The organism is Phyllobacterium sp. NPDC097923 (genome assembly GCF_044760925.1).
Lineage (GTDB): Bacteria > Pseudomonadota > Alphaproteobacteria > Rhizobiales > Rhizobiaceae > Phyllobacterium > Phyllobacterium calauticae.
In genome coordinates, this window is the sequence record NZ_JBIWBL010000002.1 from 615,042 (window position 1) to 640,228 (window position 25,187).

The following is a 25,187-nucleotide window of genomic DNA, read 5'->3' on the forward strand; positions in this document are numbered from 1 at the left end:
CGCGTCTTTCCGGCGGAAATGAAAAGGCCCGGAGAATGTCCGGGTCTTTGTACAGGTCTTAAAGGTTGCGCCCGATGGCGAGGAACTTGTCGCGCCGGTCTTTCCTGAGCGCTTCGCCGTCCATCGATGCCATGGATTTCAGGGCAACGTTGATGATGTTGCCCGTCGCCTCGATCACCGCATCCTTGCCGCGATGGGCGCCGCCCGTGGGTTCAGGAATGATGCCGTCGATGATTTTCAGCTCGTACAGGTCCTGTGCCGTGATGCGCATGTTGGTTGCCGCATCCTTGGCGCGGGTGGAATCGTGCCAGAGGATCGATGCCGCGCCTTCCGGCGAGATCACCGAATAAATTGCATGTTCGAGCATGTAGACGCGATTCGCCGTGGCAATGGCGATGGCGCCGCCGGAGCCGCCTTCGCCGATGATGACGGAAACCATCGGCACTTTCAGGTTCAGCGATGCTGCCGTGGACCGGGCAATGGCTTCCGCCTGTCCGCGCTCTTCCGCGGCGATGCCCGGAAAGGCGCCGGCCGTATCGACGAGCGTGATTACCGGAAGGTTGAAGCGGTCGGCCAGGTCCATGACGCGCACGGCCTTGCGGTAACCTTCAGGCATGGCCATGCCGAAATTGTGTTTGAGGCGGGACTTCGTGTCGTTGCCCTTTTCCTGGCCGATCACGGCGACGGCCTGGCCGTTGAAACGGGCAAGACCGGCCTGGATGGCCTCGTCCTCGGCAAAGTTGCGGTCACCGGCGAGCGGCGTGAAGTCCGTGAACAGCTTGCCGATGTAGTCGACGCAATGCGGACGGTCGGGATGGCGGGCGATCTGCGCCTTCTGCCAGGGGGTCAGCTTGCGGTAGAGATCGCGCAAAGCCTCGGCCGACCGCTTTTCCAGACGGGCGATCTCGTCATTGGTGTCGAGTGCGCCGCCTTCTTCCGCAAGCTTCTTCAGTTCGAGAATCTTGCCATCGAGATCAGCAACCGGCTTTTCGAAATCGAGATAGTTGTACATGGACGACGTGTCTGCCTGCATAACGGTGGATTTTTCACGACCTAACTGGCTGTTGCGGACGCTCATGTCAAGGAAGCATGGCCGACAAGGCGCGTTCGCGGCGCCAGTTATAGGGATAATTCCGGCGAAGGTGTGGTGGAAACCCGTGGATAAGGACGAAGTTCAAGGCCTTGCCTGCGTGGCGTTCCTGGCGGAAGAGCCGCTGCGGGCTCCGCTCATGCATCCGGCTTCCTGGTCGACGCCCGGGGTTTGGCCGGTGCCGTCTTGCGTTTCGGTGCCGGCTTCTGTGCCGGTTTCGCCCGCTTGGCGGGTTTTGGGCGCTGCCAGCCGATCCATTCGCCTTCGCCGTCGTAATAGTGAAAGCCCTGCGATGCATTGTACAGGCCCTTGCGCAGCTCGCCGATGTCGAGACCGGGCATGTTCTGCAGAAGGGCGGGCGGAAGTTGGTCGATGTTCAGCCAGTCCGCGTGGAAATAGATGTGTTCGGGAGCCTTGTCGTTGTCAACGATGATGAACCATTCGCTCTCCATATAGTCGCCGAACCAGGGGTCGGGAAACATGGCCTGTTTGAAGGAGAAGCCGAAACCGTCGATCTCGTCCCAATCCCAGTGTTCCCGCCAGCCCATGGAGCGGATCAGCTGGCTGGACCGCGTGAACCCGGTTTCGTCGAAGCGCATCACTTCGCTATCGGCTTCGACAGGCGCCGGTTCCGGTCTCGAAAACAGCTTTTTCAACAGCCGCCACATGGAGAGTCCCGCCAAGTCTATGGTCCCGCCTGTTTCGCGGGGGGAATGGGTTCAGTCTGCCAGAGGGTGGTGCTCCGTGACAAGGCGGTGCAACCGCTCCTCCATGACATGGGTATAAATCTGGGTCGTTGAAATATCCGAATGACCCAGCAATTGTTGGACCGCCCGCAGGTCCGCGCCATTCTGCAGGAGATGGCTGGCGAAGGCATGCCGTAACACGTGCGGCGAGATTGCTGAAGTCACAAGTCCGGCACGGGCGGCCAGCCCCTTCAATTCGCGAGCAAAAACCTGCCGCGCCAGAAAACCGCTTTCGGAGATGGCCGGGAAAAGCCAGGGATTGCCGGCAAGGTTCGGCAGGGCATCGCGCACGGCGAGATAGGTGGTCATTGCCGTGCGGGCCTTGCCGGAGAGCGGGACCATCCGGTCTTTCGAGCCCTTGCCGCGCACCATCAGAAAGCGGTGATCGGAGCGGGCAACCGTCACCGGCAGCCCGACCAGCTCGGAAACGCGCAAGCCCGTCGCGTAGAGAATTTCCAACAGCGCATGCAGGCGCAGGGCGCGCAGATGATCGCCCGCCGGGGCCTCTGCATCCAGGGTTTCCAGTTCGGCCCGCCCCAGCAGTTTCTCGACATCCGCCTCGCTGAGGATTTTTGGCAGCGAACGGTCCTTCCTTGGCGCGTCCAGCGTGCCCGTGGGGTCATCGGTGCGGATATTTTCCGTATAGAGAAAGCGGAAAAACTGGCGCAGCGCGGACAAGCGCCGTGCCTGTGAGGTCGCTGCATAACCCCGTCCGGCGATATCGTCGAGATAGGCGCGGATTGTTGCGGGCTCCGCCATGGTCAGCTGCACGCCGGCGGTACTGGCAAACGCCGCCGCATCCTCCAGGTCGCGGCGATAGGACTCGAGCGTGTTCTGCGCTGCGCCCCGTTCGGCGCTCATCATCTCAAGAAATGTCTCTATCGCTGCTGCTGCACGCATGGCTCTACTTTGGATTGCCGGGTTTGACATTGAGCTTTTCCGCGGGAATGCGGATGGTCAGTTCCGTCTGCGTCGGATGCACGAAGGTCACGAGCGCCAGCATTCCCGCATAGATGAGCCCGGCGAGAACCGCGAGGGTGATGATCAATCGGGTCAGTGTGGGCATCAAATCGACTTTGCAAGCTGGCTTTCCATGTTCCATAATCCTGCAACGGAAACTCTTATGAATTGATGAAGGCCAGACATAAGGACAACCCCACACTTTGCTTGACGAAAGCCCGGTTTTCCTGTCGAAACGCATTTATGAACAGCATTGACGATATTCTTGGCACAGCCCAGGTTCCGGAGTTGGCCCGATCCATCCGGGAGCGCCTGGGGCACCGGTCTATTGTGCTCGTCGGTTTGATGGGCGCAGGCAAATCCACCGTGGGTAAAAAACTGGCTTCGCTGGTCGAACTGCCGTTTTTTGACGCCGACAACGAGATTGAAAAAGTCTCGACCATGACCATTCCCGAACTGTTCGAGGCCTATGGCGAAGCGGAATTCCGCGATCTGGAGCGCCGGGTTATCGCGCGCATGCTCGAAGAAGGCCCCATCGTTCTGGCGACCGGCGGCGGCGCCTATATGAACGAGCAGACGCGCGGTGCCATCGCATCCGAAGGCATATCGATCTGGCTGAATGCGGAACTCGACGTGCTGATGAACCGCGTGGTGCGCAAGCAGAACCGGCCGCTCTTGAAAAGCGACAATCCGCGCGCCGTCATGGAACGGCTCATGAGCGAGCGCTATCCGGTCTATGCGCAGGCGGATCTGACCATTCTCTCACGCGAGGAAAAGAAAGAAATCATCGCGCTTGAAGCGATGCAGGCCGTATCGCAGCATCTGGACAACAAGGAATTCCCGCGATGAGCGCCCTGACGACAGTTCCGGTCAAACTCGGAGACCGTTCCTACGACATTCTCATCGGCGCTGGCCTGATCGAGCGCGCCGGGCAGGAGATTGCCGGGCGTACGGGCGCAGGACGGGTGGCCATCGTCACCGACGAGAACGTTGCCGCGCTGCATCTGCAGCGCCTGGTGGACAGCCTGAAGGCCGGCGGCATCGAATCGACGCCGGTTCTCGTTGCGCCCGGTGAAAAGTCGAAAGGTTTTGCCACGCTCGAAACCGTCACCAATGCCATCCTGGCCGCCCGGCTGGAACGGGGCGATATCGTCATCGCCTTTGGCGGCGGCGTGATCGGCGATCTCGCCGGCTTTGCCGCAAGCATCGCCCGGCGCGGCATGGGCTTCGTGCAGATACCGACCTCGCTGCTGGCCCAGGTGGATTCATCCGTCGGTGGCAAGACCGGCATCAACACGGCGCATGGCAAGAACCTCGTCGGTGCTTTCTATCAGCCGCAATTGGTGCTGGCCGACACGGATGTGCTCGACACGCTCAGCCCGCGCGAATTTCGCGCCGGCTATGCGGAAGTTGCCAAATACGGGCTGATCGACCGGCCGGATTTCTTCGCATGGCTGGAGACGAACTGGCAGGGCATTTTTGCCGGCGGGCCGGAGCGGACCCACGCCATTGCCGTATCCTGCCAGTCAAAGGCCGATGTCGTGGCGCGCGACGAGCGCGAAACCGGCGACCGGGCGCTGCTCAATCTCGGCCACACATTCGGCCACGCGCTGGAGACAGCAACGCACTACGATTCCGCCCGTCTCGTGCATGGCGAAGGCGTTGCCATCGGCATGGTCCTCGCCCACCAGTTTTCGGTCAAGATGAATCTGGCGAGCGCCGACGACGCCCGGCGGGTCGAAGCGCATTTGCGGCAGGTCGGGCTGCCGGTTTCCATCGGCGACATTCCCGGTGCCTTGCCGCCGGCGGAGAGGCTGATGGAGTATATTGCCCAGGATAAGAAGGTGACGCGCGGCACGCTGACCTTCATTCTCACCCGCGGTATCGGCCAGTCCTTTATCGCCCGGGATGTGCCGCCATCGGCCGTTCTCAGCTTTTTGCAGGAGAAACACCCAAAATGAACCTGGAACTCTGGATCTTTTGCGGAATCATTTTCCTTCTGATCCTGATGTCTGGTCTTTTTTCAGGATCCGAAACTGCGCTGACCGCCGTGTCGCGCGCCCGGATGCACCGGCTCTCGAAGCGCGGCGATGACCGTGCAACGGTTGTCGAAGGTCTCATCGAAAAGCGCGACCGCCTGATCGGTGTCATGCTGATAGGCAACAATCTCATCAATATTCTTGCGTCATCCCTGACCACGAGCATGCTGCTCAACCTGTTCGGACAGGCGGGCGTTGCCTATGCCACCGCGATCATGACCGTGCTTCTGGTGATCTTCGCCGAGGTGCTGCCGAAATCCTGGGCGATTTCCAGCCCCGACCGCAATGCGCTGGCGCTGGTGCGGTTCGCGCAGGTTGCCGTGTTCATCTTCGGCCCGCTGTCGGACCTCATCAACTGGATCGTGCGCCGTATCCTCGGCCTGTTCGGCATCGATCTCGGTTCGGTGAAATCGATGCTGTCGGCGCAGGAGGAACTGCGCGGCGCCGTCGATCTCCTGCACCGGGAAGGTTCGGTGGTGAAGCGCGACCGCGACCAGATCGGCGGTCTGCTCGATCTGCGCGAGCTCGAAGTCTATGACGTCATGATCCACCGGACGGATATGGATTCGATCAATGCCGATGATCCGATCGAGGAGATCATCGGCCAGATTCTGGCGAGCCATCACACCCGCATTCCGGTCTGGCGCGGCGACAACGACAATATCGTCGGTGTCGTGCACGCCAAGGACCTGGTGCGGGCCATCCGCGATTCCAACCGGGATTTCTCCAAGATCAACATCATGAAGGTGGCGACCAAGCCCTGGTTTGTGCCCGATACGACAACCCTGCAGGACCAGCTCAATGCCTTCCTGCGCCGCAAGGCGCATATCGCGATCGTCGTGGATGAATATGGCGACGTGCAGGGGCTGATCACGCTCGAAGACATCCTTGAGGAGATTGTCGGCGATATCGCCGACGAGCATGACATCGACGTTCAAGGCTGCCGCCCCCAGCCGGATGGGTCGGTATTGGTTGATGGCTCGGTTCCGATCCGCGATCTCAACCGGGCGCTCGACTGGAACCTGCCGGATGCGGAGGCCACGACCATTGCCGGTCTCGTCATCCACGAAACCCAGAGCATCCCCACGGAAAAACAGGCATTCACCTTCCACGGCAAGCGCTTCACCGTGCTGAAGCGGGAAAAAAACCGCATTACCCGGCTTCGTATTCGACCTTTGGAGGATGACGAAAAGGGCAAAACCAGTTAAGCTGCCGCCACTGGTTCGATTATTTTAAGATATTGTTTTTTCAGACGCTTTCCTGCGCATAAGCTAGGGGCTGCATGCATATTGTTATTGCCATTTTAAGTGGAATTGCGGCGATTTTTTACTGGATGTTCCGGCTGCAATGGGCCGCTCGTTCCATTCGGGATCTGGACAGAAATACGCCTCGTCTGAGAAACAGGAGCAAGCGGGCATTCGACCGTCTCGTTGGTTCGCGCCACAGCCGGATCCGTGATCCACGGCTGGCGGCAACCGTGTTGATGATCCAGCTCGTGCGCACCGGTGCGCCGCTGACCCATGCTGAAAGACGGCAGATCATCGCGCTGTTGGCCGGTCCGCTGGGGATCGGCGATCCGGATGCGATGTTTCGCAAAGCCTGGCGCTATACCAGGCGTCGGGGTTCGTTCCCCTCGATGGCCGACGCTATGGTGCCGATGCTGCGGGCGCGCCTGAGCGTGGACGAGCGTTTTCAGCTGATCGGCATGCTGTGGCAGACTGCCGCCGCTTATGGCGGAGAGAGCGAGTTGCAGGCGCAGATGATCGCCCGCCTGCAACGGCAACTGATGCAAAGCGATGATGTTTAGGCAGGAAAGCCTCTAGCGGCGTGTCGCTTCACCGGGAGCAGCCGGTTCCAGTGCGAGCGCGTGGACACTGCCGGCCAGTTCGTCCTTCAGCACCTCGTTGATCGCCCTGTGCCGCGCGACGCGCGACAGGCCCGCAAAAGCTTCTGCGACAATGCGCACGCGAAAATGCGTTTCACCCGAACCGTCGAATGTGGCATGATGCCCGCTGTCTTCATGATGGTGGCCGGCGTGAAGGTGGCTCTCGTTGATAACGGTCAATGAAACAGGATGAAAAGCCTGCGTCAGTTTGTTTTCGATCGCTGACTGAGTGGACATTTCGTTCTCCTGCGCCCATATGGTAGTTTCATTTGGCAAACCCGTACATGATCACAAATTTACCGCCATTTCAGGCGTTAGGTTGATCCATGGGCAATTGTCAATTCTTGTCTTGTAAACCAATCCGTTGATAATCGTACGCAATGACCTCAAATTCGAAATATTTTGACAGCATCCGCATCCGCCCGAAAAAGGTGGAAGAGGAGAAATCGCGCATTCCCGTGTGCCAGTGGGATGGCTGCGACAAGCCGGGTCCGCACCGTGCACCGGTTGGGCGCATGAAGGAAGGCGAGTTCTTTCATTTCTGCATCGATCATGTCCGTGAATACAACAAAGGCTACAACTATTTTTCCGGTCTCTCCGACGCGGAAGTCGCGCGTTATCAAAAGGAAGCCCTGACCGGCGACCGGCCGACCTGGACCGTCGCAGGCCTGCCGGGCAGCGGCGCTGGCGCCAGCGCGGCGGCCGCAGCGTCTGGCGGTGCGAAGACGTCGCCGGACTTTTCCAAGCTGCGTTCGGGCCGGGCTGCCTATCAGAACCGTTTCCGTGATCCGAACAGCGTGTTCGGTGATGCACGGCCGAGTGCGCGCCTGCGCAAGGCCAAGCCTTTGGAGGCAAAAGCGCTGGATACTCTCGGTCTTGATGTAAAAGCCACTGGCGAAGACATCAAGTCGCGCTATAAAGAACTGGTGAAGCGCCATCATCCCGATGCAAACGGCGGTGATCGGGCTTCCGAGGATCGTTTCCGCGACGTTATCCAGGCTTATCAATTGCTCAAACAGGCTGGTTTTTGCTAAGGACCATGTTTGGCTGAATTCGAAGCCTCCCGTCGAGGCTTCATGGGTGTGACTATCTTATTGCGTCTGCGCGTGCAGTCGCGCTGGAGGCATGATGAATAAGGTTGATCGCGATATTGCGAATTTGCCGGATACTACGGTTTCTGCCGCAAAGCTTTTCGGATTTGATACCGACATGATGGTCCCTGCCTACAAGGCAGGCGATGCATACGTGCCGGAGACCGATCCGGATTATCTGTTCGACAAGCAGACCACGCTGGCCATTCTGGCCGGGTTTGCCTTCAACCGGCGCGTCATGGTGTCCGGCTACCACGGAACAGGCAAGTCGACCCACATCGAACAGGTCGCCGCCCGCCTCAACTGGCCGTGCGTGCGCGTCAATCTCGACAGCCATGTCAGCCGTATCGATCTGGTCGGCAAGGATGCCATCGTCGTCAAGGACGGCATGCAGATCACCGAATTCCGCGACGGTATCCTGCCATGGGCCTATCAGCACAATGTGGCGCTGGTGTTCGACGAGTATGATGCCGGCCGTCCGGACGTGATGTTCGTGATCCAGCGCGTGCTTGAATCGTCCGGCCGCCTGACCCTGCTCGACCAGAGCCGCGTGATCCGTCCGCATCCGGCGTTCCGCCTGTTCGCAACGGCCAACACCGTCGGTCTCGGCGATACAACCGGTCTCTACCACGGCACGCAGCAGATCAACCAGGCGCAGATGGACCGCTGGTCCATCGTGACGACGCTCAACTATCTGCCGCATGACAACGAAGCCGCCATCGTCCTCGCCAAGGCCAAGCACTACCAGAATAAGGAAGGCAAGGAGATCGTCTCGAAGATGGTCCGCGTTGCCGACATGACCCGTGCCGCCTTCATCAATGGCGATCTCTCCACGGTGATGAGCCCGCGTACGGTCATCACCTGGGCTGAAAATGCCGATATCTTCAAGGATGTCGGCTTCGCCTTCCGTCTGACCTTCCTCAACAAGTGCGATGAACTGGAACGTCCGATCGTTGCCGAGTTCTATCAGCGTGCGTTCGGCAAGGAACTGCCGGAGTCGACGGCCAATGTGGTCATAGGCTGAGCGTCATCAGAGCATGGCGGGCCCGGGAGACAATTCACGCACAAATCCGAAAGGCCCGGTTGATTCCGAGCCCTTCAAGCGCGCGGTTACGGCCTGCATGCGGGCCATTGCCGGTGATCATGAAATGGAAGTCGGGTTTGGCAATGATCGCCCGGCCCTGACGGGGCATCGGGCGCGTCTGCCCGACCTGCCCAAGCGTCCAACGGCGAACGATATCGCGGTTACCCGCGGCATCGGCGATTCCATGGCGTTGCGCAAGGCATGCCACAACGACCGCATTCATGCGACGCTGGCGCCGGAAGGCAAGCAGGCGCGCGCCATTTTCGATGCGGTCGAACAGGCGCGTGTCGAGGCAATCGGTGCCCTGCGCATGGACGGCATGGCCGAGAATCTCAGTTCGATGCTGTCGGACAAATATTCCCGCGCCAATTTTCCGGCCATCACCGACAAGGCCGAAGCACCGCTGGAAGAAGCGATTGCGCTTGTGGTGCGCGAGAAGCTGACGGGCCGCAAGGCGCCCGAGTCTGCCGGCAATGTCGTCGATCTCTGGCGCGACTGGATCGAGGAAAAGGCTGCGGCTGATCTTGAGCATCTCGGCGACAAGATCAACGACCAGAACGCCTTTGCCCGCGTTGTCCGCGAAATGCTGGCTTCCATGGAGATGGCCGAAGAGCTGTCGCAGGAAAGCGAGCAGGACGAGGACCAGGAAAGCAACGAGGACACGCCGGAGCCCGAAGAGAACAACGAGGGCGGTTCCGACGAAGACCAGGGCAGTGATGCATCCGAGGACGATGATTCGGAAAGCTCCAGCGATGACAGCCAATCGGGTGAAACCGAAGCAGCCGATGCCTCATCCGACGAGATTGACGACGACGCGGATACGGATGCGGAAATGCCCGGTGAGGCACGCCGTCCGAACCAGCCGTTTTCCAATCTCGGCAGCGAAAGCGGCTACAAGGTCTTCACCCAGGAATTCGACGAAACCACCGATGCGGAAGAACTGTGCGACGATGCGGAGCTGGAGCGCCTCCGGGCTTTCCTCGACAAGCAGCTCGCCAATCTTTCCGGTGTCGTGGGTCGTCTCGCCAACCGCCTGCAGCGGCGCCTGATGGCGCAACAGAACCGGTCCTGGGATTTCGATCTGGAAGAGGGCTATCTCGATTCGGCGCGTCTCGTGCGCGTGGTCATCGATCCGACGCAGCCGCTGTCCTATAAGCAGGAACGCGATACGGATTTCCGCGATACAATCGTCACCCTGCTGATCGACAATTCCGGCTCCATGCGTGGCCGCCCGATCACGGTCGCGGCGACCTGTGCCGACATTCTGGCGCGCACGCTCGAGCGCTGCGGTGTGAAAGTCGAGATTCTCGGTTTCACCACCAAGGCGTGGAAGGGCGGGCAGGCGCGCGAGGCGTGGCTGGAGCGCGGCAAGCCTGCCAATCCCGGCCGTCTCAACGATCTGCGCCACATCGTCTACAAGCGTGCCGATGCCCCGTGGCGCCGCTCACGGCGCAATCTCGGGCTGATGATGCGTGAAGGGCTGCTGAAGGAAAACATCGACGGCGAAGCACTGATCTGGGCGCATCAGCGTCTGCTGGGGCGGCCGGAACAGCGCAAGATCCTGATGATGATTTCCGACGGTGCGCCGGTCGACGATTCCACCCTGTCGGTCAACCCGGGCAATTATCTCGAACGGCACCTGCGCGCCGTGATCGAAGAGATCGAGACGCGCTCGCCGGTCGAGCTGATCGCCATCGGCATCGGCCATGACGTGACGCGCTACTACCGGCGTGCGGTGACCATTGTCGATGCGGAAGAGCTGGCGGGTGCAATGACCGAGCAGTTGGCATCGCTGTTTGAAGAACAGGAACAGCGCCGCGCCGCAGGTAAATCTGCCGCCCGCAGACATTGAGATGAACCGTATGACGCTGCTTGGTCGGCGCATACGGTTCATTCTTCTTCCGGTTCTGCCGCCCGCAGCCGTCGCGGCGACCGATTCGATCCCGCAGAGAAATCTTTATCTGGAATTCCGGTTGGCCGAATAGATCGCCGGCGCGAAGACGGCAAGAATGGCGCCGTAGGGCACCAGCATCACCACGGCCATGACAATCTTCACCATCAGGTCGCCGAAGCCGAGCGACATCCACAGCGGGATATCCTTGCCGAGGAACGGCACCAGCATGGCGAGCGATGAGTCGGCACGCCCCGTCGCCAGATCGATCCAGGCGAACTGGGCGGCAAAGGCGATGGAGAAAAACAGCAGCGTATCGAGCAGCGAACCGAACACGGCGGACGCGAACGGCGCTTTCCACCAGGTCAGCTGGCGCAGCTTGCTGAAAACGGTGACATCCAGCAGCTGGGCGCAGAGAAACGCCGAGCCCGAGGCGATGGCGATGCGCGGCGTTGCCAGCCAGACCGACAGAATCACCGCGATGACGAAACCGGCATAGACGACCTTGCGGGCGAATTGCGGTCCGAAACGGCGGTTCGACAGGTCATTGACGAGGAAGGCAACGGGATAGGTGAAGGCGCCGTAGGTCAGGATTTCGTTCAATCCAAGATGATTGAACGGGTACTGCACCAGAATATTGGAGGCAGCCACGACCAGGCACATGGCGAGGACGGGGAAAATGAAATCCGACAGGGAATAGGCGCGCGAAAGCGGCATTTTTTTATCCTGGGTAATGGAACCAGCAACAATAAGGCCAGCATGCGCTGGCCTCTAGCGATTAGGATGTCAGAGCCGTGTCGGCCGATCAGGCAGCAACCGGCGCTTCAGCCGACTTCTTGGCGATCTGACGCTTCAGGAGGCGGGCACGCTGTGACAGCTCCTTCTCGTCAGCCTTGTTCAAGAATGCATCCAGACCACCGCGATGTTCAACGGTGCGCAGGGCATGGGCCGAAACACGCAGACGGAAGCTCTGACCGAGAGCTTCGGAGATCAGCGTAACGTGGCAGAGGTTCGGCAGGAAGCGGCGGCGCGTTCTGTTGTTCGCGTGGCTCACATTGTTGCCGTACTGTACCGATTTAGCGGTCAATTCACATGTGCGGGACATTGGGTCTCACCTTCAAAATTCATTACCTATAGCCCGAATGTTCTTGTTACCATCACACGTCGCCGTGCAGCGGCGCGCATATCGGACAGGCGGCCTATTGGGAAGTCGCGTTTCTATAGTGATATGAGCCGCGCGCGTCAAGTGTGCTTCTGCTCCGGTTTTGTGTATTTAACGGACTTGTCGCAATGTTTAACACAACTTTGCCTGCTTTGTACGGTCTCACCACAGGCAATTCACACGTGCGTGATGCAATTTGAAGGAGCGGGACATGACTGGTCTCATTCGGCGGCCCGGCTGCGGATATGCTGCGATTGCCGCAGGGATACTGCTCGTTGCGGGGGCGCTCCCGGCACGCGCCGAGGAAGTCTACAAATCCGATTACCGGGTTTCGCTGCTCGGCCTGACGATTGCCAAGGCAAATTTTTCAACCAGTGTCTCGGGCGGCGCCTATACGGTATCGGGTGGCCTGAGAAGCTCGGGCCTCGTGACCGTCTTCGACGACACCAAGGGCAATATCGATGTCAAAGGCCAGTTTGGCAAAACCGGCCCGCTGCCGAACTCCTATCTGGTCAAGTACCGGCACGGCAAGAAGGACAAGAGCACGTCGATTGCCTTCGCCAATGGCAATGTGACGGAAACCACCAATGTCCCGCCAGTCAGGAAGAAGGACAAATGGGTGGAGCTTGAGCCCGCGGCGCTGCAGGGCGTGACCGATCCGATCTCCGGCGTCATGGTCGCTGCGGACAGCATCGGCCAGGTCTGCACCCAGACCCTGCATCTCTACGACGGACAGACGCGGGTGGATCTCCAGCTCTCGCCATCCGGGAGTCCGCAGCCGTTCTCCACCAAGGGTTTCAAGGGCGATACGATCACGTGCTCGGTCAAGTTCATTCCGGTCGGCGGCTACCAGGCGGGGCGCGATGCGATCGAATATCTGAAAAACAAAAGCAAGATCAGTCTCACCTTTGCATCCCTCGGCAAGTCCGGTATCTATTCGCCAGTGCAGGCGAAGATCGGCACGCAGATCGGAACGGTGACGGTTTACGCGACCCGTTTTGAAAAGATGCAATAGAAGCGGCGGGGGCGCCGCTCTTTCGAATGGGGGCGGCGCGTGGCTACATCTGTCGGGTTTCTTGCGGTTATCATGTGGGCGATGCTCGCGCTGTTCACCGATGTCTCCGGCAAGGTGCCGCCGTTTCAGCTGACGGCCATGACCTTCGCCATCGGCGCCTGCCTTGGCCTGTTGTCCTGGCTCTGGCGGCCGGGCGCGGCACAGCACCTGCGCCAGCCGGCAAAGGTCTGGGCTCTCGGCGTTGTCGGCCTGTTCGGCTATCACTTCCTGTATTTCACCGCCCTGCGCAACGCGCCGGCCGTTGATGCCAGTCTCATCGCCTATCTCTGGCCGCTGTTCATCGTGGTCGGCTCGGCGCTGATGCCGGGCGAACGCCTGCGCTGGTTCCATGTGCTGGGAACCCTTTTGGGGCTGGCCGGTACGGTGCTGATCGTCACCAAGGGCGGCGGTGTCGGCTTCGAGGCGCAATATGCCTTCGGTTACGCCATGGCCGGGCTTTGCGCCCTGACCTGGTCCGCCTATTCGCTGCTGTCGCGGCGTTTTGCCAGCGTGCCGACCGATGCGGTGACCGGCTTTTGTGTCGCGACATCGGTTCTGTCGCTGATTTCGCATCTGGCGCTCGAGCAGACCGTCTGGCCCGAATCGCTGACGCAATGGCTGGCCGTGCTGGGGCTCGGGCTTTTCCCGGTGGGCGCGGCCTTCTATGCCTGGGATTTCGGCGTCAAGCGCGGCAATATCCAGGTGCTGGGTGCATCGAGCTATGCGGCGCCGCTGCTGTCGACCCTTGTGCTGATCGCGGCGGGGGCCGCCGAACCGACGGTGCGCGTCCTGCTCGCCTGCCTGCTGATCACTCTTGGCGCGGTACTTGCCGCCAAGGAAATGATTTTCCGGAAGAGGCCTGTTTAGGGCTCCCAGCCCGGTTCGGCCAGCTCGAACTGGGCGAAGTCGAAGCCCGGTGCAACCGTGCAGCCAACCAGCGTCCAGTCGCCAAGCGATTTGGCTGTCTGCCAGTGTCCAGCGGGAACAATGCCCTGCGGCCGCTCGCCGGCCATGATATCCATGCCGAGCCGGTGGACCTCATGCGGCGCGCCTTCGGTTGCAATGGTCAGTTGCAGCGGTGCCCCGCCATACCAGTGCCAGACCTCGGCCGCGTCTTTCACCCGGTGCCAGGCGGAAACCTCGCCCTTCTCGAGCAGGAAATAGATGGCGGTCGAATGGCCGCGCCCGCCCACCGGCCAGCCGTTCTGGTTGTCGCGAAACATCTGGATATAGGCGCCGCCCTCGGGGTGCGGCTGCAGCCCCAGCGCGGCGCGGATCTGTTCAGCGGTCAACGTCATCAGAAATTGTCCTTACGCTTGCGGATTTCGGTGAAAACGGCTTCGTCGCTGGCGTTCTCCAGCTTGAGGTTGCGGCGGATCGCCGGGTCGTGCCAGCGCAGGAACGGGTTGGTTGCCATTTCGCGCAGCAAGGTGGTGGGCAATGTCGGCAGGCCAGCCTCGCGCAGGGCAAAGATCTCCCTGGCGCGTTCCTTCAGCGCCGAATTGTCAGGATCGATCGACAGGGCAAACCGCGCATTGCTTTCGGTATATTCGTGCCCGCAATAGATCTGCGTGTCGACCGGCAGCTTGATAAGGTGGTTGAGCGACCGGAACATGGTTGCCGGCGTTCCCTCGAACAGGCGCCCGCATCCGAGCGAGAACAGCGTGTCGCCGGTGAACACAACCTTGGCGTCGGGGATATAATAGGAAATCTCGCCGGCGGTATGGCCGGGCGTGGAAATGACGAACACGTCGAAATTGCCGAAGCGGAAGCGGTCACCGTGCTTCAGCGTGCGGTCGATGCCGGGTATATTGGCCTTTTCCGCGTCCGGACCGAGGATTTCAAGCTTGAACCGCTTTTTCAGCGCAAGGTTGGCGCCGACATGATCATTGTGGTGATGGGTCGAGAAAATGTGGGTCAGCGTCCAGCCGCGGCGCTTGAGCGCGTCGAGCACAGGCTTTTCTTCCGGGGCATCGATGGAAGCGGTGAGATTGGCATCGGGGTCGTGGATCAGCACGCCGAAATTGTCGCTGAGCGCGGTGAACTGTTCTATCTGCAGATTTGACATGGGGCCTGTCCGGTTTGTGCGTTGCGATCAGGATAGCCAGCTGTCCGGCAGGCGCAACCCGTCTCCAAGCCATTTTCTTGATGTTATGATTTGCCGTGTTAGGTTGAATGCATGCATCTCGATATCATCGACCTCCGTGCCTTTTATGCTTCCACCCTCGGCCACCTGACCGAGCGGGCGATTACCATGGCCCTTGCGCCGATCTGGCCGAAACTGCCGGGCGAACGGCTTGTCGGTCTTGGCTATGTCGTGCCCTATCTCGACCGGTTTCGCGGCGATACGGAGCGGACATTCGCCTTCATGCCTGCCGGGCAGGGCGCGGCGAGCTGGCCGCCGGCGGAAGCGTCGTCGACGGCGCTGGTGTTCGAGGAAGACCTGCCGCTGCCGGATTCGGCGGTGGACCGTATTTTGATGGTGCATGCGCTGGAACATGCGGAGGACCCGCGCGAGACACTCAAGGAAATGTGGCGGGCGCTTGCCCCGAACGGGCGGCTCGTCATCGTCGTTCCCAACCGGCGCGGCCTGTGGGCGCGCTTCGAGCACACGCCCTTCGGCAGCGGACGGCCCTACAGCCGGGGGCAGTTGATCCGCCTTCTGCGGGAAACCAATTTCACGCCGGGTCCGTGGGCCGAGGCGCTGTTCTTCCCGCCATCGTCGCGGCGCTGGATCATGCGCCCGTCCAGCCTGTTCGAGCGCGTGGGACGGCGTTTCTGGCCGGTGTTCTCCGGTGTTCTCATCGTGGAGGCGCAAAAGCGCATCTATCAGGGATTGCCGGTCGCCCAGCGGTCATCGCGGCGTGTCTTCGTGCCGGTTCTCTCGCCGCAGGGCACGGCGATGCGGCGGGACGGGCCGGACGAGAATTGAGCGTCAGCGCCGCAGCAGGAACACCGCCTGCTGGCCGAAGAGGTTCCAGAAACCCCAGGGCATGTTGAAGCCGATTCTCTGGCCGAAGGCATTGAGCGCCACGGCCGTTTCCACCTGCGCGCCGATCTCCCTCGTCATGTCGACAAAGTCGTTGATGGTGCAGAAATGGATGTTGGGCGTGTCGTACCAGCTGTAGGGCAGCTCTTCCGTCACCGGCATGCGGCCGTTGACGAGCAGCGAGGCGCGCATGCGCCAATGGCCGAAATTCGGGAAGGAGACGATGGCCTTCTCGCCGATCCGCAGGAGTTCGGTCAGGACATTCTTCGGGTTGCGCGTCGCCTGCAGCGTCTGCGACAGGATCACGTAATCGAAGCCCGCATCGGGATAATATTTCAGGTCGCTGTCCGCATCGCCCTGGATGACCGAGAGACCGCGCGCCACGGATTCGTTGACGCCCTTCTGCGACAGCTCGACGCCGCGTCCGTCGACATTCTTTGTGTTCTGCAGGAGTTCGAGCAGTTCACCGTCGCCGCAACCGACGTCGAGCACCCGCGCGCCGGGGTTGACCAGCGAGGCGATGACGTCGAAGTCGACGCGCGAAGTGGTGTTCACGCTCATGGCTGCAGGAGCCCCTTGGCACGCGCCGCAGAGCGGATGAAACCGTTGATGGCCGAGAACATTTCCGGCTCGTCGAGCAGGAAGGCGTCATGGCCGCGGTCCGTTTCGATCTCGACGAAGGAGACGGAAGCACCGGCGGCATTCAGCGCATGGGCAACGGTGCGGCTTTCGCTGGTCGGGAACAGCCAGTCGCTGGTGAAGGAGACAATGCAGAACCGTGTCTTCGATCCGGCAAAGGCATCGGCCAGCCGTCCCTCATGCTCCGCCGCCAGATCGAAATAATCCATGGCGCGGGTCATGTAGAGGTAGGAGTTGGGGTCGAAGCGCTCGACGAACGACATGCCCTGATGACGCAGGTAGCTTTCGATCTGGAAATCCGCGTCGAAACCGAAGGTCACGTTCTGCCGGTCCTGCAGGTTGCGTCCGAATTTGCGGTGCAGGGCGGTTTCCGAGAGATAGGTGATATGCGCCGCCATGCGGGCCACGGACAGGCCTTTGCGCGGAATGGTACCTTCTTCCAGATAACGGCCTTCCCGCCACTCCGGGTCCGCCATGACGGCCTGGCGGCCCACTTCATGGAAGGCGATGTTCTGCGAGGAGTGGCGCGCGCCCGTGGCAATGGCGACGGCGGCAAAAACCCGGTCGGAATGGCTGGATGCCCATTCCAGAACCTGCATGCCGCCCATGGAGCCGCCGACCACGGCGAAGAGCTGCCTGATGCCGAAATGATCGACCAGCATGGCCTGCGCCCGCACCATGTCGGCAATGGTGATGATCGACAGGTCGAGCGCGTAGGGCTTGCCGGTTTCGGGATTGATCGAAGCCGGGCCGGTCGAACCGAGGCAGCCGCCGAGCACATTGGAGCACAGGACGAAGAAGCGGTCCGTATCGATGGGCTTGCCCGGGCCAACGAGGGTTTCCCACCAGCCATTCTTGCCTGTCACGGGATGCACATTGGCAACATGCTGGTCGCCGGTCAGCGCATGGCAGATCAGGATGGCGTTCGACTTGTCGGCATTGAGCGTGCCGTAGCTCTGATAGGCGATACGGAACGGGGAAAGCACGACGCCGCTGTCGAGATGCAACGGCTTGTCGGCGCCAAACTCCACCACGGGGCTGTGGGGATTTGTCGCTTCCTGGCTTCTCTGATCGGGACTGGCGGACGGGTTGCTGAATTTCGTCATTTTCGCGCGATTTTAGCTTTGTGGGCGGTAGCTATGGTCGCACAACCGGCAAAGTCAATGGTTTCTTTGATTTTCCGGACTTGGCGCCGCAAGTTTGGCTCGACATCGTGTCTGTTGGCGGCTATGCCCCGTGGCTTGAGCCATTGCCTGCGATGACCATCGATTTCAACGATGTTACGGATCTTGTGAATCATGACAACGACATTGAAAGACACGCGCCCCACACCCAAACCCGGTGTTCTCGACATTGCCGCCTACGTCCCCGGCAAGGAATCGGCCCCCGGCGTTGCCAAGGTCTACAAGCTCTCTTCGAATGAAACCCCTCTGGGCGCGAGCAAGCACGCGACCGAGGCCTATCACGCCGCATCCGCACGCCTCGAAATCTATCCCGACGGCCAGGCCACCCAGCTCAAGCAGGCGATTGCCGACGTGCATGGGCTGAATGCCGACAACCTGCTGTGCGGCAACGGCTCGGATGAACTGCTCGGCCTGTTGTGCCAGACTTACCTCTCGCCCGGCGATGAGGCGATCTACACCGAGCACGGTTTCATGGTGTACAAGATCTACATCATGGCGGCCGGTGCGACACCTGTCGTGGCCAGGGAAAAGAATGAGCAGGCGCACGTCGATGCCATTCTCGCTGCTGTCACGCCGCAGACCAAGATCGTGTTCCTGGCCAACCCGAACAATCCGACCGGCACCTACATTCCGTTCGAGGAAGTGCGCCGCCTGCATGCGGGCCTGCCGAAGAACGTCCTGCTTGTTCTCGATGCGGCCTATGCGGAATATGTGCGCCGCAACGACTACGAAGCGGGTATCGAGCTCGTCTCGTCGTTCGAGAACGTCGTGATGACCCGCACCTTCTCGAAAATCCACGGCCTTGCCGCCCTGCGGATCGGCTGGATGTTCGCGCCGGCGCATGTCATCGACGCGGTCAACCGAATCCGCGGGCCGTTCAACCTGAACTCAGCCGCCATTGCGGCCGGTGCTGCCGCTGTCCGCGACCGTGCGCATGTCGACAAGGCTGTTGCCTTCAACGATACATGGCTGCCATGGCTGACCGAACAGCTGTCGGCGCTGGGCCTGCGCGTCACGCCGTCGGTCGGCAATTTCCTGCTCGTGCATTTCCCGGACGATGCGGCGAAATCGGTCGACAAGGCAGACGCCTATCTGACCAGCAGGGGCTATATTTTGCGCCGTGTTGCGGGCTACGGATTCCCCAACGCGTTGCGCCTTACCATTGGATCCGAGGAAGCCAATCGCGGCGTAGTCGCCGCACTCTCCGAATTCTTGAAGTAAACAATGTCCAAAATCCATTTCGATACCATTGCGCTGATCGGCATTGGCCTGATCGGTTCGTCGCTGGCGCGCGTCATCAAACGCGAGGGCCTGGCAGATCACATCGTCATCTCGACCCGCAGCGAAAGCACGCTGCAGCGCGCCGAAGCGCTGGGTCTGGGCGACAGCTATGTCCTCGACAGTGCGGAAGCGGTCAAAAACGCCGACCTGGTGATCATCTCGGTGCCCGTCGGCTCGTCCGGTGACGTTGCCAGGCACATTGCCGGATCGCTGAAAGCCGGCGCCATCGTCACCGATGTCGGCTCAACCAAGGGATCGGTCATCGCGCAGATGCAGCCGGAACTGCCGGCGCATGTGCATTTCATCCCCGGCCATCCGCTCGCCGGTACGGAATATTCCGGACCCGACGCGGGTTTTGCCGAGCTCTTTGCCAACCGCTGGTGCATCCTGACACCGCTTGATGGCACCGATCCGGTTGCCCTCGACCGGCTGACAAAATTCTGGGAAGCCTGCGGCTCGCGGCTCGATACAATGGACCCGGTGCATCATGACCGGGTGCTGGCCATCGTCTCGCATCTGCCGCACATCATTGCCTACAACATTGTCGGCACGGCGAGCGACCTGGAAGAAGTGACCAATTCGGAAGTGATCAAATACTCCGCCTCCGGTTTTCGCGATTTCACCCGCCTTGCCGCGTCGGACCCGACCATGTGGCGTGACGTCTGCCTGCACAACAAGGATGCGATCCTTGAAATGCTGGCGCGGTTTTCCGAGGATCTGGCCTCGTTGCAGCGGTCAATCCGCTGGGGCGACGGCGATGCGCTGTTCGATCTCTTCACCCGCACCCGTGCCGTCCGGCGCGGGATCATCGATGCGGGTCAGGAAGTGGACGCCCCCGATTTCGGACGCCAGAAGGCGGGTGCCAAGAGCGCCTGACAGCACTGCACCGGCTGTACTTGCCCTCACAGCGAGGGCAGGCGGCCGATGCTGATGAAGCCGACCGACATCTTGCCGTTCTTGACCGAGACGGGAAGTGTCGGCGCGCCGTTGGCATCCTTCGGCACGAAGGCCATGGCCTGCAGCACGGATGAAATGATCTTGTCCTGACCGGGGAAGATGCTCTTTGCCGTATTGGCAACGCTTTCCGGGTTGCGCAGGGTGATCTTGAAGTCGCCGCTGATGCGTCCGTCGTCCGCCACGGAGAAGGGCCCGGATAGGGCGATGCCGCTGCCGTCGGGCAGGGCGAGATCCACGTTGCGCAACAGGCCGGACTGTCCGCGCAGGATGCTCAGATCACGCTCCGTCTTGCCGATCAGGGCAAAGCCGTTTGCCATCTGGATATCGGCGGCGCCGGTCAGTTCGGGCAGCGGCTTGTCATAGACCGTGTTGTCGGCAACCTTCAGGCTGCTGAAGGACAGGGCGATATCCATGACCGGCTCCATGGCGCGGAAATGCAGCTGGCCGTCCTTCAGGGTGGCAAACGGTGTGCCGGCACCGGACGGGTTGTGCTGGGTGACGACGATATTGCGGCCCTGCACCGACAGGCGTTGCGGAATGGGCTTGTCCAGCCGCACGCTGGATTTCAAATTGTCCCAGTTCAGGTCGAGCGGCGGCATGCCGGGAGCGCTGACGGCAGCCGGGCCGTCGATCTCGCTCACGATGTGGAAGGGTGCATAGACCTGCGCGGCGGAGCGGAAGGCACCGGCACTGACGGAAACATTTTTCGCCTGGTCGACCCATGACACCTTGGAGCAGTTGAGGCCAAGGCGGAAGGGATAGCCGCTGGCCGCCGCATTGTCGCAAGCGGCGTTGATGCCCTTGGCCTGCAGGCCGGCAATATTGGCGGCAACCCGCGTTTCCAGCATGTTGGCCACGTAGTACCACCCGCCCGTATAGAGCAGGCCGACGAGGACGATACCTGCGGCCAGGAAACGGATACGCCGTCCGGCATTGTAAGGTTTGTCGGCAGTGCTTGACGTCATGGTCCGGGTCTCGCTATCGGTCAGGGAAGAAGCTTCGCAATGAAGTACAGCTATCAGGACGGATATGGGCGATTTTTGGGTCTTTGGCTATGGTTCTCTGATGTGGAAGCCAGGCTTTGCACATGTTGAAACCATGCATGCGCGCCTGCACGGCTACAGGCGGGCGCTGTGCGTGCATTCCTACGTGCATCGCGGCACGCCGGAACGGCCGGGGCTTGTGCTCGGTCTCGATCATGGCGGTTCCTGCCTTGGCCTGGCCTTCCGGGTTCCCGGCGAGCTTGAAGACGAGGTCGTCGCCTATCTGCGCGAGCGGGAACTGGTCACCAATGTCTATCTGGAGAAGCGGCTGGCCGTCCGTCTGAGCGATGGCCGCAAGGTCGAGGCACTGACCTATGTGGTCGACCGCAGGCATGTTCAGTATGCGGGGGCGCTGACGGTTGAACAGGCTGCCGCCACCGTGCGCGGCTCGGTTGGCCAGTCCGGCCGCAACGAGGATTACGTGCACAATACGCTTGAACACATGCGCAAGATGAATATCCGCGACCACTGGTTCGAGACCCTGGTCGCCGCCATCGACCGCAATCCCGGCTAGGGATCAGGTTGTAATTTTTCCAGTTGCAGCAGCTGCCGTGCGTGGTTCGACAAGCTCACCATGAGGGAGGTGGTTTAGCTGCATTGCTAATCACAAACGTTGCAGAATGCAGCTCTCTGCAACCCTCACCCTCCCTCATGGTGAGCTTGTCGAACCACGCACTATGGGTGTTGCGGACCCCGGAAATCTCAGACCGTTACCCCGAGCTCCTTCAGCCGCTGCACTGCCGTCGGCGGCAGGGGCGGCGGGTTTTCAGAACGGGCCGCCTCGATCAGCAGTTCATCGCATGCGGCTTCCGTCACTTCCTGCAATTTTTTCAGGAAGCTCTCGGCGTCGAGGCCCGGCTGGATCGGCGGCAGGATGCGGCAGCGGATCGTGCCGGGAAAGCGGCGGAACTTGCGGCGCGGCCAGTATAGACCGGCGACATGGGCGATCGGCAGCACCGGCACGCCAAGCTCGGTATAGATATGCGCCACGCCATATTTATAGGCGGGCGGTGCACCCGGTGCGGTGCGGGTGCCTTCCGGATAGATCATCAGCTGGCGGCCCTGGGAAACGGCGTCCCGCGCCCCCCGGATCGCCGTCTTCATGGCGACCGAGCGTTTGCCCCGGTCGATCGGCACCATCTTCATCTTGAGGATGTACCAGCCGAACAGGGGAATCCACATCAGCTCGCGTTTGAGAATATAGACGGGATCGGCGATCTGCGGCAGGAAGGCATAGGCATCCCAGAACGATTGATGTTTGGGCGCGCAGATGTAGGGACCATCGGGAATGTTCTCGATACCCTCGATCACGTGATCCGTGCCGGCCAGAACCTTCTGCAACCAATGGTTGGACCTTGCCCAGTTCTTCGGCACGCTCCAGGCATTCCTGCGGGAGCTGAGGAAGTAATAGGGCGTGAAGATGATCATCTGGATGATCAGGTTGAGATAGAAGGCGATATTGAAGACAATTGATCGGATGATCGTCATCGGGGTCCCGGTCATGGCGGTTGGTCAGGCCTTCGTTATACCAACTTGCGCGCGCCGTGAACTCCCAATCAGCCACCCCTGATCCATCGAACGAAGGTTTGTGTCCCCGCCGACAGGCTGTCGGGCAGGGCCGAGCGAATGACAGCGCCGAGATATTTCACATATTCGACGACAAGCACGCGCACCACCTGACCGCGGGCCAGCCAGTCGCCATTGCGCAGGTCGCTGTTGACGATGGGGTAGGGGATGAACTCGATCTCCTGCGAGGCGCGCCGCAGCTCCACCAGTGTCCGGGGCATGTGGTAGTTGTTGGTGACGACGATGATGCGCGCGTAATGGTTGGCCTTGGCCCACTTGATGCTCTCGGAGGCATTGCCGATCGTGTCGAGCGCCGAGCGGTCGATGTCGACACAGCATTCAAACAGCGTGGCATCGCCGCGCGTTACCCGCTGCAGCTCGCCGCGCTTGGTCGAGGGATGGACCCCGCTGATGAAAAGCCGCTTGCCACGCTTGTTCTTGAGCAGGTCAAGCGCGCCTTCAATGCGCGAATAGCCGCCCGTCAGGACGACGATGCCATCGGCCGGTTCAACCAGTTCAGGCGTCTGCATGGTGCTGACATGATCGCTGAAGACGATGAACCCGCCGAGGAACAGGCCGAGCGCCAGAACGCCGAGCAGGAAGAACGGGCGGGCAACACGCTTGCGCAATGCAGACGCAAGTCCGCGCGGGCGGGCTTCGGCGCCTGCCGGCGGTTGGTTGCTGCTGTCGTCCGTGCCGTCCATTTTCTGATCACGCGTTGCCTTGTTCGAGAGTCGTGCCACCGGGAGTGTATAAGCCTTGCCGGCAAACCTCCCATGAATTTTATGTCGTCAAATTGAATCGAAATCGCTCAGGTATCGTGACTGTCGCCTGCGCGCCCGTCGACCTGGCGTAAATGCGCTATGACTGTCATTCGTGTTGTAATCATGGTCAAAACACTGACTGCGAGAATGATCAGCACGACCCCGGTATAGCCGCCTGACCCGATGGAAAAATTGCCGAACAGGGCTGTGGCCTGATCGGCTTCCGGCGTTGCCAGATTGCGGGACGACCACCAGCCAATGAGCAGAAAGATCAGGATGGCCAGCGCGCCGCCGCATAATGCGCCTTTCAGGGCGGTCCAGAAAAAGTGCCGTTCGAACTGCCGGGCGACGAATTTCTGTTCCGCGCCGATAAAATGCAGCACTTCGATGATGTGACCATTACCAGCCATGGCGCCGCGCGTGGCAAAAATCACCGTGAGAACCGTGGCGGCGATGACCAGCCCGAGCACGGTCATGCCGATCAGCACGGTGGAACGGGCCATGGACACGAGCCGGTCGACCCAGGTGCGGTGATCGTCGAAACTGGCACCCGGGATGTTCTTCACGAGTTCGCTGCGCAGCAAGGCGAAATCCGGTGGCGAGGCCTCGTCGAGCGTGACGACGACCAGCCGGGGCACCGGCAAATCATCGATGTTGAGCCCCGTGCCGAGCCATGGCTCCAGCAGCCGGGCCGTGGCCGCCCGGTCAATGACGCGGGTGGATTTGACCCCGGAAAAGCCCTGTGCAAGCTTGCCGGCCTGAACGAGCAGCGCTTCCATGTCCTGGCCCTCGACCGGACGGATCTGGATGGTGGCTTCGGTCGAAATCTGGCTCTGCCATGTCGCCGCGGTCGACTGGACGAGACTGACCGCCCCGATGGTCAGGCAGGCGAGGAACGTCATGATGGCGATCACGATCATCAGGGCATGGCCGACGACATTGCCGGCGGGCACGATGGGCGCCTGGCCGTTCTTGCCGCGCACAAGCTGGATGGCGCGACCGGTCAGATCCGCGGCCAGCTCCCTGAGGCGGGCGGCGTCAATCATAGATGTCGAGCCTCCCCTGATCGAGAATCATGCGGCGCGCATTGACCTGATCCATCAGGGTAAGATCGTGGGTGGCGATGACCACGGCGGTACCGGAACGGTTCAGTTCGCCGAACAGGCGCAGCAAGCGCCGGGCAAGGGGCGGATCGACATTGCCGGTCGGCTCGTCGGCCAGCAGGATTTCCGGCTGGTCGATCAGGGCGCGGGCAATTGCGGCACGCTGTTTCTCGCCGCCTGACAGCACCGGCGGCAGCACGTGCATGCGTTCGCCCAGGCCAACCCAGTGCAGCAATTCCTCGACTTCCGCGCGATAGGTGGCTTCCTCCTTGCCGCGCACCCGCAGCGGCAGGGCGACATTCTGGTAGGTCGTCATGTGATCGAGCAGGCGGAAATCCTGGAACACCACGCCGATCCGGCGGCGCAGCAAAGGCATTTCCTTGGAGGAGATGGTCGCGATGTCCTTGCCAAAGACGGTGATGAGACCGCGCGTCGGCTTCAGCGTCATGAACAGCAGGCGCAGCAGCGATGTCTTGCCCGCGCCCGACGGGCCGGTCAAAAACTGAAACGAGCGGGGTGAAATATGGAGGCTGACATCACGCAGAACCTCCGGGCCCATCCCGTATCGCAAACCGACATTCTCAAAACGAATCAAGCTGACTTTCCAAGTTTCTTGTCCACGCGTGTTTTATTCAGCGCGGACGGATTTGACCACCCAT

At 61.0% G+C, this 25,187-nt stretch carries 29 protein-coding genes; 13 read left to right on the forward strand and 16 right to left on the reverse strand.

The features are described 5' to 3' along the window. Positions 1 to 58: 58 nt before the first annotated feature. The 4 genes from ACIQWS_RS15400 to ACIQWS_RS15415 all read right to left on the reverse strand — a co-directional run bounded on the left by ACIQWS_RS15400 (position 59) and on the right by ACIQWS_RS15415 (position 2,902). Entirely contained in the window at positions 59 to 1,012 is a 954-nt protein-coding gene (locus ACIQWS_RS15400) for an acetyl-CoA carboxylase carboxyltransferase subunit alpha (RefSeq protein WP_223614118.1), read from the reverse strand. Positions 1,013 to 1,227: 215 nt separating this feature from the next. Further along, positions 1,228 to 1,773, reverse strand: a complete 546-nt coding sequence (locus tag ACIQWS_RS15405; RefSeq protein ID WP_403180778.1) for a hypothetical protein — start codon at positions 1,771 to 1,773, stop codon at positions 1,228 to 1,230. A 36-nt stretch (positions 1,774 to 1,809) separates the two neighbouring features. Continuing rightward, on the reverse strand, positions 1,810 to 2,736 hold the full coding sequence (gene xerD, locus ACIQWS_RS15410; protein WP_403181036.1) for a site-specific tyrosine recombinase XerD: 927 nt from the start codon (positions 2,734 to 2,736) through the stop codon (positions 1,810 to 1,812). 4 nt (positions 2,737 to 2,740) lie between these two features. Then, positions 2,741 to 2,902, reverse strand: coding sequence for a histidine kinase (locus tag ACIQWS_RS15415; RefSeq protein WP_403180780.1), 162 nt, complete (start codon positions 2,900 to 2,902; stop codon positions 2,741 to 2,743). 137 nt (positions 2,903 to 3,039) lie between these two features. On the opposite strand from ACIQWS_RS15415, the gene ACIQWS_RS15420 reads away from it, so the two are divergent. The 4 genes from ACIQWS_RS15420 (at position 3,040) to ACIQWS_RS15435 (ending at position 6,642) form a co-directional block, all read left to right on the forward strand. Beyond that, positions 3,040 to 3,645, forward strand: coding sequence for a shikimate kinase (locus ACIQWS_RS15420; protein WP_346305799.1), 606 nt, complete (start codon positions 3,040 to 3,042; stop codon positions 3,643 to 3,645). Continuing rightward, positions 3,642 to 4,757 (forward strand): 3-dehydroquinate synthase, encoded by a 1,116-nt coding sequence (aroB, locus tag ACIQWS_RS15425; RefSeq protein ID WP_346305798.1) that lies wholly within the window; start codon positions 3,642 to 3,644, stop codon positions 4,755 to 4,757. The genes ACIQWS_RS15420 and aroB overlap by 4 nt, the downstream gene beginning before the upstream one ends. Next, the gene (locus ACIQWS_RS15430) at positions 4,754 to 6,043 is read left to right on the forward strand and encodes an HlyC/CorC family transporter (protein ID WP_223613570.1); all 1,290 of its coding nucleotides are present in this window, start codon (positions 4,754 to 4,756) and stop codon (positions 6,041 to 6,043) included. The genes aroB and ACIQWS_RS15430 overlap by 4 nt, the downstream gene beginning before the upstream one ends. A 74-nt stretch (positions 6,044 to 6,117) precedes the next feature. After that, on the forward strand, positions 6,118 to 6,642 hold the full coding sequence (locus ACIQWS_RS15435) for a TerB family tellurite resistance protein (protein WP_403180786.1): 525 nt from the start codon (positions 6,118 to 6,120) through the stop codon (positions 6,640 to 6,642). 12 nt (positions 6,643 to 6,654) lie between these two features. On the opposite strand, the gene ACIQWS_RS15440 is transcribed toward ACIQWS_RS15435, so the two are convergent. Beyond that, entirely contained in the window at positions 6,655 to 6,957 is a 303-nt protein-coding gene (locus ACIQWS_RS15440) for a BolA family transcriptional regulator (protein ID WP_223613568.1), read from the reverse strand. Between the two features lie 143 nt (positions 6,958 to 7,100). Here ACIQWS_RS15440 and ACIQWS_RS15445 point away from each other — a divergent pair, with 143 nt between their 5' ends. From ACIQWS_RS15445 to cobT, 3 genes are all read left to right on the forward strand, one after another. Further along, complete coding sequence (locus ACIQWS_RS15445; protein ID WP_105734507.1) at positions 7,101 to 7,754, forward strand: J domain-containing protein; 654 nt, start codon at positions 7,101 to 7,103, stop codon at positions 7,752 to 7,754. Between the two features lie 94 nt (positions 7,755 to 7,848). Further along, entirely contained in the window at positions 7,849 to 8,835 is a 987-nt protein-coding gene (gene cobS, locus ACIQWS_RS15450) for a cobaltochelatase subunit CobS (protein ID WP_223613566.1), read from the forward strand. A 13-nt stretch (positions 8,836 to 8,848) separates the two neighbouring features. Further along, positions 8,849 to 10,747 (forward strand): cobaltochelatase subunit CobT, encoded by a 1,899-nt coding sequence (gene cobT, locus ACIQWS_RS15455; protein WP_403180792.1) that lies wholly within the window; start codon positions 8,849 to 8,851, stop codon positions 10,745 to 10,747. A gap of 105 nt (positions 10,748 to 10,852) precedes the next feature. Here cobT and ACIQWS_RS15460 read toward each other — a convergent pair whose 3' ends face one another. Further along, entirely contained in the window at positions 10,853 to 11,503 is a 651-nt protein-coding gene (locus tag ACIQWS_RS15460) for a VUT family protein (protein ID WP_403180795.1), read from the reverse strand. An 88-nt stretch (positions 11,504 to 11,591) separates the two neighbouring features. After that, complete coding sequence (rpmB, locus tag ACIQWS_RS15465; protein WP_091879976.1) at positions 11,592 to 11,891, reverse strand: 50S ribosomal protein L28; 300 nt, start codon at positions 11,889 to 11,891, stop codon at positions 11,592 to 11,594. Between the two features lie 268 nt (positions 11,892 to 12,159). Here rpmB and ACIQWS_RS15470 point away from each other — a divergent pair, with 268 nt between their 5' ends. Both ACIQWS_RS15470 and ACIQWS_RS15475 read left to right on the forward strand, forming a co-directional pair. Continuing rightward, on the forward strand, positions 12,160 to 12,963 hold the full coding sequence (locus tag ACIQWS_RS15470) for a DUF3108 domain-containing protein (RefSeq protein WP_223613563.1): 804 nt from the start codon (positions 12,160 to 12,162) through the stop codon (positions 12,961 to 12,963). A gap of 72 nt (positions 12,964 to 13,035) precedes the next feature. Further along, positions 13,036 to 13,869, forward strand: coding sequence for a DMT family transporter (locus ACIQWS_RS15475; protein ID WP_403181041.1), 834 nt, complete (start codon positions 13,036 to 13,038; stop codon positions 13,867 to 13,869). Here the strand turns inward: ACIQWS_RS15475 and ACIQWS_RS15480 are convergent. Together ACIQWS_RS15480 and gloB are read right to left on the reverse strand one after the other, a co-directional pair. Continuing rightward, positions 13,866 to 14,300 carry a cupin domain-containing protein gene (locus ACIQWS_RS15480; protein WP_403180802.1) on the reverse strand — a complete coding sequence of 145 codons (435 nt, stop codon included), beginning with the start codon at positions 14,298 to 14,300 and terminating at the stop codon, positions 13,866 to 13,868. The two genes, ACIQWS_RS15475 and ACIQWS_RS15480, sit on opposite strands and share 4 nt — an antisense overlap. Continuing rightward, the gene (gloB, locus tag ACIQWS_RS15485; RefSeq protein WP_403180805.1) at positions 14,300 to 15,070 is read right to left on the reverse strand and encodes a hydroxyacylglutathione hydrolase; all 771 of its coding nucleotides are present in this window, start codon (positions 15,068 to 15,070) and stop codon (positions 14,300 to 14,302) included. Before gloB ends, ACIQWS_RS15480 begins: the two co-directional genes overlap by 1 nt. Positions 15,071 to 15,181: 111 nt before the next feature. On the opposite strand from gloB, the gene ACIQWS_RS15490 reads away from it, so the two are divergent. Beyond that, a complete protein-coding gene (locus ACIQWS_RS15490; protein WP_346305791.1) occupies positions 15,182 to 15,934 on the forward strand; it encodes a class I SAM-dependent methyltransferase in 753 nt (250 codons plus the stop codon). A 3-nt stretch (positions 15,935 to 15,937) separates the two neighbouring features. Here ACIQWS_RS15490 and metW read toward each other — a convergent pair whose 3' ends face one another. Then, positions 15,938 to 16,552 carry a methionine biosynthesis protein MetW gene (metW, locus tag ACIQWS_RS15495; protein ID WP_223613559.1) on the reverse strand — a complete coding sequence of 205 codons (615 nt, stop codon included), beginning with the start codon at positions 16,550 to 16,552 and terminating at the stop codon, positions 15,938 to 15,940. Further along, complete coding sequence (locus ACIQWS_RS15500) at positions 16,549 to 17,736, reverse strand: homoserine O-acetyltransferase (protein ID WP_403180810.1); 1,188 nt, start codon at positions 17,734 to 17,736, stop codon at positions 16,549 to 16,551. Before ACIQWS_RS15500 ends, metW begins: the two co-directional genes overlap by 4 nt. Before the next feature lie 192 nt (positions 17,737 to 17,928). Here ACIQWS_RS15500 and hisC point away from each other — a divergent pair, with 192 nt between their 5' ends. Both hisC and ACIQWS_RS15510 read left to right on the forward strand, forming a co-directional pair. Next, entirely contained in the window at positions 17,929 to 19,035 is a 1,107-nt protein-coding gene (hisC, locus tag ACIQWS_RS15505; RefSeq protein WP_403180813.1) for a histidinol-phosphate transaminase, read from the forward strand. Positions 19,036 to 19,038: 3 nt separating this feature from the next. Continuing rightward, complete coding sequence (locus tag ACIQWS_RS15510; protein ID WP_403180816.1) at positions 19,039 to 19,971, forward strand: prephenate/arogenate dehydrogenase family protein; 933 nt, start codon at positions 19,039 to 19,041, stop codon at positions 19,969 to 19,971. A gap of 26 nt (positions 19,972 to 19,997) precedes the next feature. On the opposite strand, the gene ACIQWS_RS15515 is transcribed toward ACIQWS_RS15510, so the two are convergent. Further along, positions 19,998 to 21,017: a DUF2125 domain-containing protein gene (locus ACIQWS_RS15515; protein ID WP_403180819.1), complete on the reverse strand. Its 1,020-nt coding sequence runs from the start codon at positions 21,015 to 21,017 to the stop codon at positions 19,998 to 20,000. Between the two features lie 64 nt (positions 21,018 to 21,081). On the opposite strand from ACIQWS_RS15515, the gene ACIQWS_RS15520 reads away from it, so the two are divergent. Next, positions 21,082 to 21,609, forward strand: a complete 528-nt coding sequence (locus tag ACIQWS_RS15520; RefSeq protein ID WP_346305785.1) for a gamma-glutamylcyclotransferase — start codon at positions 21,082 to 21,084, stop codon at positions 21,607 to 21,609. Positions 21,610 to 21,797: 188 nt separating this feature from the next. On the opposite strand, the gene ACIQWS_RS15525 is transcribed toward ACIQWS_RS15520, so the two are convergent. From ACIQWS_RS15525 to ftsE, 4 genes are all read right to left on the reverse strand, one after another. Continuing rightward, complete coding sequence (locus tag ACIQWS_RS15525; protein WP_346305833.1) at positions 21,798 to 22,583, reverse strand: 1-acyl-sn-glycerol-3-phosphate acyltransferase; 786 nt, start codon at positions 22,581 to 22,583, stop codon at positions 21,798 to 21,800. Between the two features lie 68 nt (positions 22,584 to 22,651). Continuing rightward, positions 22,652 to 23,404: a YdcF family protein gene (locus tag ACIQWS_RS15530; protein WP_403180822.1), complete on the reverse strand. Its 753-nt coding sequence runs from the start codon at positions 23,402 to 23,404 to the stop codon at positions 22,652 to 22,654. 68 nt (positions 23,405 to 23,472) lie between these two features. Beyond that, on the reverse strand, positions 23,473 to 24,471 hold the full coding sequence (locus tag ACIQWS_RS15535; protein ID WP_223613552.1) for an ABC transporter permease: 999 nt from the start codon (positions 24,469 to 24,471) through the stop codon (positions 23,473 to 23,475). After that, positions 24,464 to 25,087 (reverse strand): cell division ATP-binding protein FtsE, encoded by a 624-nt coding sequence (gene ftsE / locus ACIQWS_RS15540; protein WP_245421113.1) that lies wholly within the window; start codon positions 25,085 to 25,087, stop codon positions 24,464 to 24,466. Before ftsE ends, ACIQWS_RS15535 begins: the two co-directional genes overlap by 8 nt. Between the last annotated feature and the right edge of the window lie 100 nt (positions 25,088 to 25,187).

Coding starts and splice junctions, on each gene's coding strand:
- ACIQWS_RS15470 (WP_223613563.1), top strand. CDS start 12,160: ATGACTGGTCTCATTCGGCGGCCCGGCTGCGGATATGCTGCGATTGCC.
- xerD (WP_403181036.1), bottom strand. CDS start 2,736: ATGCGTGCAGCAGCAGCGATAGAGACATTTCTTGAGATGATGAGCGCC.
- ACIQWS_RS15420 (WP_346305799.1), top strand. CDS start 3,040: ATGAACAGCATTGACGATATTCTTGGCACAGCCCAGGTTCCGGAGTTG.
- ACIQWS_RS15400 (WP_223614118.1), bottom strand. CDS start 1,012: ATGTACAACTATCTCGATTTCGAAAAGCCGGTTGCTGATCTCGATGGC.
- ACIQWS_RS15475 (WP_403181041.1), top strand. CDS start 13,036: ATGTGGGCGATGCTCGCGCTGTTCACCGATGTCTCCGGCAAGGTGCCG.
- ACIQWS_RS15510 (WP_403180816.1), top strand. CDS start 19,039: ATGTCCAAAATCCATTTCGATACCATTGCGCTGATCGGCATTGGCCTG.
- ACIQWS_RS15440 (WP_223613568.1), bottom strand. CDS start 6,957: ATGTCCACTCAGTCAGCGATCGAAAACAAACTGACGCAGGCTTTTCAT.
- ftsE (WP_245421113.1), bottom strand. CDS start 25,087: ATGGGCCCGGAGGTTCTGCGTGATGTCAGCCTCCATATTTCACCCCGC.
- ACIQWS_RS15520 (WP_346305785.1), top strand. CDS start 21,082: ATGGGCGATTTTTGGGTCTTTGGCTATGGTTCTCTGATGTGGAAGCCA.
- ACIQWS_RS15490 (WP_346305791.1), top strand. CDS start 15,182: ATGCATCTCGATATCATCGACCTCCGTGCCTTTTATGCTTCCACCCTC.
- ACIQWS_RS15460 (WP_403180795.1), bottom strand. CDS start 11,503: ATGCCGCTTTCGCGCGCCTATTCCCTGTCGGATTTCATTTTCCCCGTC.
- ACIQWS_RS15480 (WP_403180802.1), bottom strand. CDS start 14,300: ATGACGTTGACCGCTGAACAGATCCGCGCCGCGCTGGGGCTGCAGCCG.
- hisC (WP_403180813.1), top strand. CDS start 17,929: ATGACAACGACATTGAAAGACACGCGCCCCACACCCAAACCCGGTGTT.
- ACIQWS_RS15430 (WP_223613570.1), top strand. CDS start 4,754: ATGAACCTGGAACTCTGGATCTTTTGCGGAATCATTTTCCTTCTGATC.
- cobT (WP_403180792.1), top strand. CDS start 8,849: ATGGCGGGCCCGGGAGACAATTCACGCACAAATCCGAAAGGCCCGGTT.
- ACIQWS_RS15515 (WP_403180819.1), bottom strand. CDS start 21,017: ATGACGTCAAGCACTGCCGACAAACCTTACAATGCCGGACGGCGTATC.
- aroB (WP_346305798.1), top strand. CDS start 3,642: ATGAGCGCCCTGACGACAGTTCCGGTCAAACTCGGAGACCGTTCCTAC.
- ACIQWS_RS15535 (WP_223613552.1), bottom strand. CDS start 24,471: ATGATTGACGCCGCCCGCCTCAGGGAGCTGGCCGCGGATCTGACCGGT.
- ACIQWS_RS15435 (WP_403180786.1), top strand. CDS start 6,118: ATGCATATTGTTATTGCCATTTTAAGTGGAATTGCGGCGATTTTTTAC.
- ACIQWS_RS15525 (WP_346305833.1), bottom strand. CDS start 22,583: ATGACGATCATCCGATCAATTGTCTTCAATATCGCCTTCTATCTCAAC.
- rpmB (WP_091879976.1), bottom strand. CDS start 11,891: ATGTCCCGCACATGTGAATTGACCGCTAAATCGGTACAGTACGGCAAC.
- ACIQWS_RS15500 (WP_403180810.1), bottom strand. CDS start 17,736: ATGACGAAATTCAGCAACCCGTCCGCCAGTCCCGATCAGAGAAGCCAG.
- cobS (WP_223613566.1), top strand. CDS start 7,849: ATGAATAAGGTTGATCGCGATATTGCGAATTTGCCGGATACTACGGTT.
- ACIQWS_RS15445 (WP_105734507.1), top strand. CDS start 7,101: ATGACCTCAAATTCGAAATATTTTGACAGCATCCGCATCCGCCCGAAA.
- metW (WP_223613559.1), bottom strand. CDS start 16,552: ATGAGCGTGAACACCACTTCGCGCGTCGACTTCGACGTCATCGCCTCG.
- gloB (WP_403180805.1), bottom strand. CDS start 15,070: ATGTCAAATCTGCAGATAGAACAGTTCACCGCGCTCAGCGACAATTTC.
- ACIQWS_RS15415 (WP_403180780.1), bottom strand. CDS start 2,902: ATGCCCACACTGACCCGATTGATCATCACCCTCGCGGTTCTCGCCGGG.